General features: G+C 45.5%; 4 protein-coding genes. All 4 read left to right on the plus strand.

Annotated elements, in window-relative coordinates; translation table 11 throughout:
- On the plus strand, positions 1 to 819 hold an 819-nt coding region (locus GXO74_10960), incomplete at its 5' end, for a capsule assembly Wzi family protein (GenBank protein NOZ62192.1).
- Between the two features lies 1 nt (position 820).
- On the plus strand, positions 821 to 2,356 hold the full coding sequence (locus tag GXO74_10965; protein NOZ62193.1) for a flippase: 1,536 nt from the start codon (positions 821 to 823) through the stop codon (positions 2,354 to 2,356).
- Positions 2,347 to 4,023 (plus strand): hypothetical protein, encoded by a 1,677-nt coding sequence (locus GXO74_10970; protein ID NOZ62194.1) that lies wholly within the window; start codon positions 2,347 to 2,349, stop codon positions 4,021 to 4,023. Before GXO74_10965 ends, GXO74_10970 begins: the two co-directional genes overlap by 10 nt.
- Positions 4,024 to 4,399: 376 nt before the next feature.
- Positions 4,400 to 5,575 (plus strand): ATP-binding protein, encoded by a 1,176-nt coding sequence (locus GXO74_10975; GenBank protein NOZ62195.1) that lies wholly within the window; start codon positions 4,400 to 4,402, stop codon positions 5,573 to 5,575.
- The last annotated feature ends 24 nt before the right edge of the window (positions 5,576 to 5,599 follow it).

Consider the following 5,599-nt stretch of genomic DNA (forward strand, 5'->3'; position numbering starts at 1 on the left):
TATCATGAAACCCGAGAAGATTCCCTGCAGGCGAAAAAATATTTCGCTGGGCATCGGCTGGAAATAAATCCCGTCTTCTGGCTGTCGCTGGGATTGTCCGAGACTGTCATTTTCAAAGGCAGAAGCTTCGAGCCGGCGTACTTGAATCCGGTGATGTTTTTGCGCAGCGCCGAGCACTATTTGGGCAGTCCGGATAACATGATGATGTCCGCAGATTTCAGGCTTTTACCTTTCAATAATGTTGCAATTTACGGCGAGTTGCTGCTGGACGATATTACAACTACAAAATTAGGAACGGACTGGTACGGAAATAAGTTTGGCTATCTAACGGGTGTTTTTTGGGCAAAAGTGCCGTTGGTTCCTGATTTCGATTTTCGCGCCGAATACGTGCGGTTGCGCCCGTTTGTCTATTCCCACGAAAATTCCGTAAATTACAGCCATTACGCCTCAACGCTGGGACACTGGACAGGCCCCAACAGCGATCTGCTTTGGCTGCGGGCAAATTTTTATCCCCATTTTCGTTTTCGCATCAGCGCTGAGTTTCAGTTCCGCCGTTATGGTGAAAATAGCGAAGGTGAAAACGTCGGCGGCGACATCGAGAAGTTTTGGACTGAAGAAGCAGGGTCGGAGACGAAATTTCTTGCTGGCCGCCGCGTCGATCAACTTGATGCGAGCTGGGGCATTGAGTATGAATTTTTGCCACAAATTTATTTTCGGGCGGGAATAATTTTTTTGCGAACGACTGAGAAAACCCGCAGCGGGCAAGCGCAGAGCACCTCCTCGCTGAGTTTGTGGACTTCGCTGGGGATGAATTTTTAGGATGGCGGGAAGAGAAAAAAGCAGGAGAAATCAGTTTTCTTCAAAAAACCTGATTTCTGAATCTGATAAAAATCTGAAATTAATCGCTGCCGGCGCGCGCATCGATCTCGTCGGCAGGATTTTCAATGCTTTGCTTCGCTATTTGTACGTTTTTTTGCTGGCGCGATTTCTGGGTGCCGACGGCATGGGCGTGTTCTTTTTGGCGGTCGTCATTGTGGAATTTGTCTCCATGTTCTCGCGGCTGGGGTTGGAGACCGGCGTGCTCAAGTTCATTCCCATGCACAAAGAGATCGGCAGAATAAAAGGCGTGCTGGTTCGTTCTTTGCAATTCACTTTGACGGCAGCCATTGCGGCGGCGGCGATTTTGTGGCTCGGCGCTGATTTTTTGGCGCAGCAGGTGTTTCACAAGCCGGGTCTGGCGTTCGTGATGAAAATTATCTCGCTGGGAATTCCTTTTTCCGGCATGATGTGGATTTTCATCTCCGGCACGCAGGCGTTTCACACCATGAAATATCGCAGCGTCGTGGAATTTTTCGTCAACCCGACGTTGAACGTTGTTTTGTTTCTGGCGTTCATCTTTGCCGGGAAAAAACTTGCCGCGCCGGCGCTGGCCTACGTGATTTCTTTTTTCTGCGCCGCTATTGTCGGCTTTCTGGCGTTGAAAAAATTATTTCCGGCGATCTCCAACAAGGAAATACGTCCACAATTTGCCACGCGGGAGCTGTTGCATTTTTCCCTGCCGCTGGTGATGATTAACATCCTTTCCATGGTGCTGATGTGGACGGATACGGTCATGGTCGGCTATTTCCGGACGGCAGAAGAGGTCGGAATTTACAGCGCCGCCGCGAAAACCGCCTTTTTTGTCAATTTTGTGCTCATGGCTTTCACCTCGATTTTTGCGCCGCGGATTTCGCAGCTCTATCATCAGGGAAAAATTGACGAATTGGAACGATTGTTCAAAACAGTGACGCGCTGGATTTTTAGCTTGAGTTTACCGGTGTTTTTGCTGATGATTTTGTTAGGAAAAGATGTGCTTTCCCTGTTCGGCGCGAAATTTAGTTCGGGTTTTTTTGCACTGGCGCTGCTCTCCGCCGGTTATCTCATCAACGCTTCGGTGGGGTCGGTACGCTACATGCTGACCATGGCGGAAAAGGAAAAAGTCGCTCTCTGGGATACGATTGCTTTGAGCGCATTGAATGTCGTTTTGAATATTTTTTTCATTCCCCGCTTCGGCATCAACGGCGCCGCGGCGGCAACGGCGATTTCCGTGATGCTGATCAACTGGCTGATGCTGGCGCAGGTGCGCAGTTATTTGAAAATTCATCCCTACGAAAAGGCTTTTTTCAAACCACTTTTGGCGGGAATTTTGATCGTCATCGCCAGCTATTTTTTCATTCAGCAATGGGGCGGTCAATTAATTGTTTTGAAAATATTTGTCTTAACCTTGACAGTCGTCACAGGATATTTGATAATTTTGCGTATATTAGGAGTTGATGAGCAGGATCGATTTGTTTTGAGGGCGCTGAGATGGAAGTAGAAAAGATATCACCACGCAAAGACACGGAGCCACGAAGAAAAAAGACAATCATCCTCGGCCTTGATGGCGGTACCTGGACTGTATTTGACAGGTTGATGGCAAAAGGCAAAATGAAAAATTTGCAGCGCATCTTGTCCGCTGGTGTACACGGAGATTTGAAGTCCACGGTGCCGCCGGTGACAGGTCCGGCGTGGGTCTCTTTTGCCACCGGAAAAAATCCCGGCAAGCACGGCTGTTTCGATTTCACTTTTCCCGACGCTTCCCTTTCCCGGCTGCGGACAATCAGCACGGAGCGAATTGAGGGAAAAACTTTTTACGAATATCTTGTCGAAAATGGTAAGAAAATTGTGCTCGTGAATTTGCCGGTCAGTTATCCTCCCCGGACAGAGGGAGTTACCGTCACCAGTCTTTTGACAAAAGGTGAGCAGTGCGTGTTTCCGGAAAATCTTCGTGAAGAAATTCCTTTGCTCAAAAAATATCGCATCACGCCGGACATGAATTTGCTCGCCCAAAAAAAACTGCGCGAATATTTTGAAGACATCCGCGCCGTGGAAAAGATTCGCTTTCAGAGCGCGCAGCAGCTTTTTCAGCGCGATTGGGATTTCTTTTTTCTGCTGTTCAGCGGCGTGGATTGGCTGCAACACGTCGCTTTGGACGCGCTGCTTGCGGAGAAAAGTGATGAAAGCAGTCCGCTGTTGAAATATTTTGACGATGTCGATGAATATTTAGCGTGGTTTTTCGATAGTTTGGACGAATCCACGAATTTGATCATCATTTCCGACCATGGGTTTCAGGTTTTTCAGGGGACGTTTTTTGTGAACGAATGGCTTCAGCAGCGCGGATATTTGACGTTGAAAAATCAGACGAATGGCGAAGCGGACGCCCATCAGGTGGTCGCTGATTTGAACGACGCCTACGAAAAAAAATGGAAGCAGATTTTTGTGCCTTTTTGGATGCGGAAAATTATTTTGAGCAATCGTTTTTTCAATAAAATTGGCATAAAATTTTACCAGATGCTGCGCGACAAATTGTCGCTGCAAGTGCGCGTGGAAGTGGCGCCCGATTTTTCCAATACGCGGGCTTTTTGTACATCGGGCGAGTCGAGCGGAATATATTTGAATCGAAAAAATCGCTTCACCGACGGCGCGGTGGACGATGCGGATTACCTGGCGTTGCGGGCGAGAATCATTTTTGAACTCAAAGAATTGAAAGATGACTCCGGCGAGCGGATTTTTGATTACGCGCTGCCCAAAGAAGCAATTTACCACGGCGACAAAGCGGACGAGGCACCGGACATCATTTTTAAATCGCGCCGGTACTGGTCAAGCAGCTCCTTTTCGGCGCGCGTTTTGGAACAAAAGGAATTTTTCAGTCATCATCCATCGGGTGTTTTTGCCGCGGCAGGGCCTGACTTTCGCCAGGGCGGCGTCGTTGACGGCGCTGAAATCATCGACATTGCGCCGACTGTTTTGTATCTGATGGATTTGCTGCTTCCCGACGACATGGACGGAAAAGTGCTGACGTCGGCGCTGTCGCCCGAAGTCTTGAAAGAAAAACCTGTTCGCCGGATGAAGGGCGAGCAAAAAGGAAATGTGATGCAAAAATCCACCGATGAAAGCGACGACCTGGTGAGGCAGCGCTTACGCGGATTGGGATACATGGAATGAATGGATTCTTTTGTATGAGCACCCGAATTAACAGGTTGTCCGAAAAGTAGGGAATGCAAATTTGCATTCCCTACATATAGACATTTTTAAAAATGGCATCACAACATGAAGCATAAAATCAGCTAACGAAAACAGTTTTTAGACAGCCTGTTAATTCGGGTGATAGTACAATCTGAACCTAATTTCCATTAGCCGATTCATCGGCTTTAAAATAAACCATTGAATTTCAATAAGTTAACACAATAGAAACCTTGATATAAAATCTTGCATCAGTTTATTTTACTTTAGATTTTTATGTTGCATTTTAAAATAAATTTGCCTATTTTACCATGAAAATCTAAAATATAAATTTAAAATTTCATGGAAGAGCTTACTCATGTTTGTTGAGCGCGCTATTACATCCCAACTCCTCAAGCTGATCAATAATTTCCCGGCTGTCGGTATTGTCGGGCCGCGGCAGGTTGGTAAGACCACACTGGCAAAACATTTGATGAATCAAATTGACAGAGAGTGTATTTATTTGGATCTTGAGTTAGAGGAAGATCAAAGTAAGCTATATGAACCACAGCTTTACCTTGAGCAACATGTTGACAAGTGCGTTGTTTTAGATGAAATTCAGCAAATGCCACATCTGTTTCCTGTTTTGCGAGGGCTGATCGATAAAAAAAGGGTACCGGGACGCTTTATTATTTTAGGCTCTGCTTCACCGGATTTGTTGAAACAAAGTTCAGAGTCTCTGGCTGGCAGAATTGTTTACCAGGTATTAAATCCGTTTAATCTCACAGAAGTTGCTGCTGACTTTGACATGAACAGCCATTGGTTCAAGGGCGGTTTTCCGGAATCATTTTTATTGGCGGATGAGGAATTACATCGAATCTGGATCAGAAATTTCATCCGGACTTACATCGAAAGAGATTTGCCTATGCTTGGTCTGTCAGTCACGCCTATTTTGATGAGGAGATTGTGGTCAATGCTGGCTCATTTTCACGGAGGAATTTGGAACGCCAGCAACTTTGCCAGAGCGCTGGGAGTGACAATACCCACAATTAATCGCTATGTTGAATTTTTAGAGTCAGCTTTTATTATCCATCGGTTGCAACCCTATTATACGAACATAAAAAAAAGATTAGTGAAATCGCCGAAGATTTACATCAGAGATAGCGGCATCTTACACCACCTTGTCGGTATCATAAGTTTTGAGGATTTACAGGGAAATGTTATTATAGGAAATTCCTGGGAAGGTTATGTCATAGAGCAAATCAAACAAATAGTGCCCGGCGAAATAGATTTATATTATTATCGCACTCATAATGGCACTGAAAGTGATTTGATTTTAACGCGGGGCAACAAAGTCATTGCATGTATTGAAATAAAATATACTACGGCGCCACGATTATCCAAAGGCTTTCTCATTGCGATCAATGATCTGAAATCAAAGACCAATTTTATTATAACTCCAAAGTCAGAGACATATCAGATTCATGAGAACGTAACGGTATGTAGCCTTTTGGAGTTTTTAAGCAAACATATTATAAACTTATACGGAACCTGATTTGAATCAACAGCCGAAAGTTTC

The sequence above is a fragment of the Calditrichota bacterium genome (assembly GCA_013152715.1).
Classification (GTDB): domain Bacteria; phylum Zhuqueibacterota; class Zhuqueibacteria; order Thermofontimicrobiales; family Thermofontimicrobiaceae; genus 4484-87.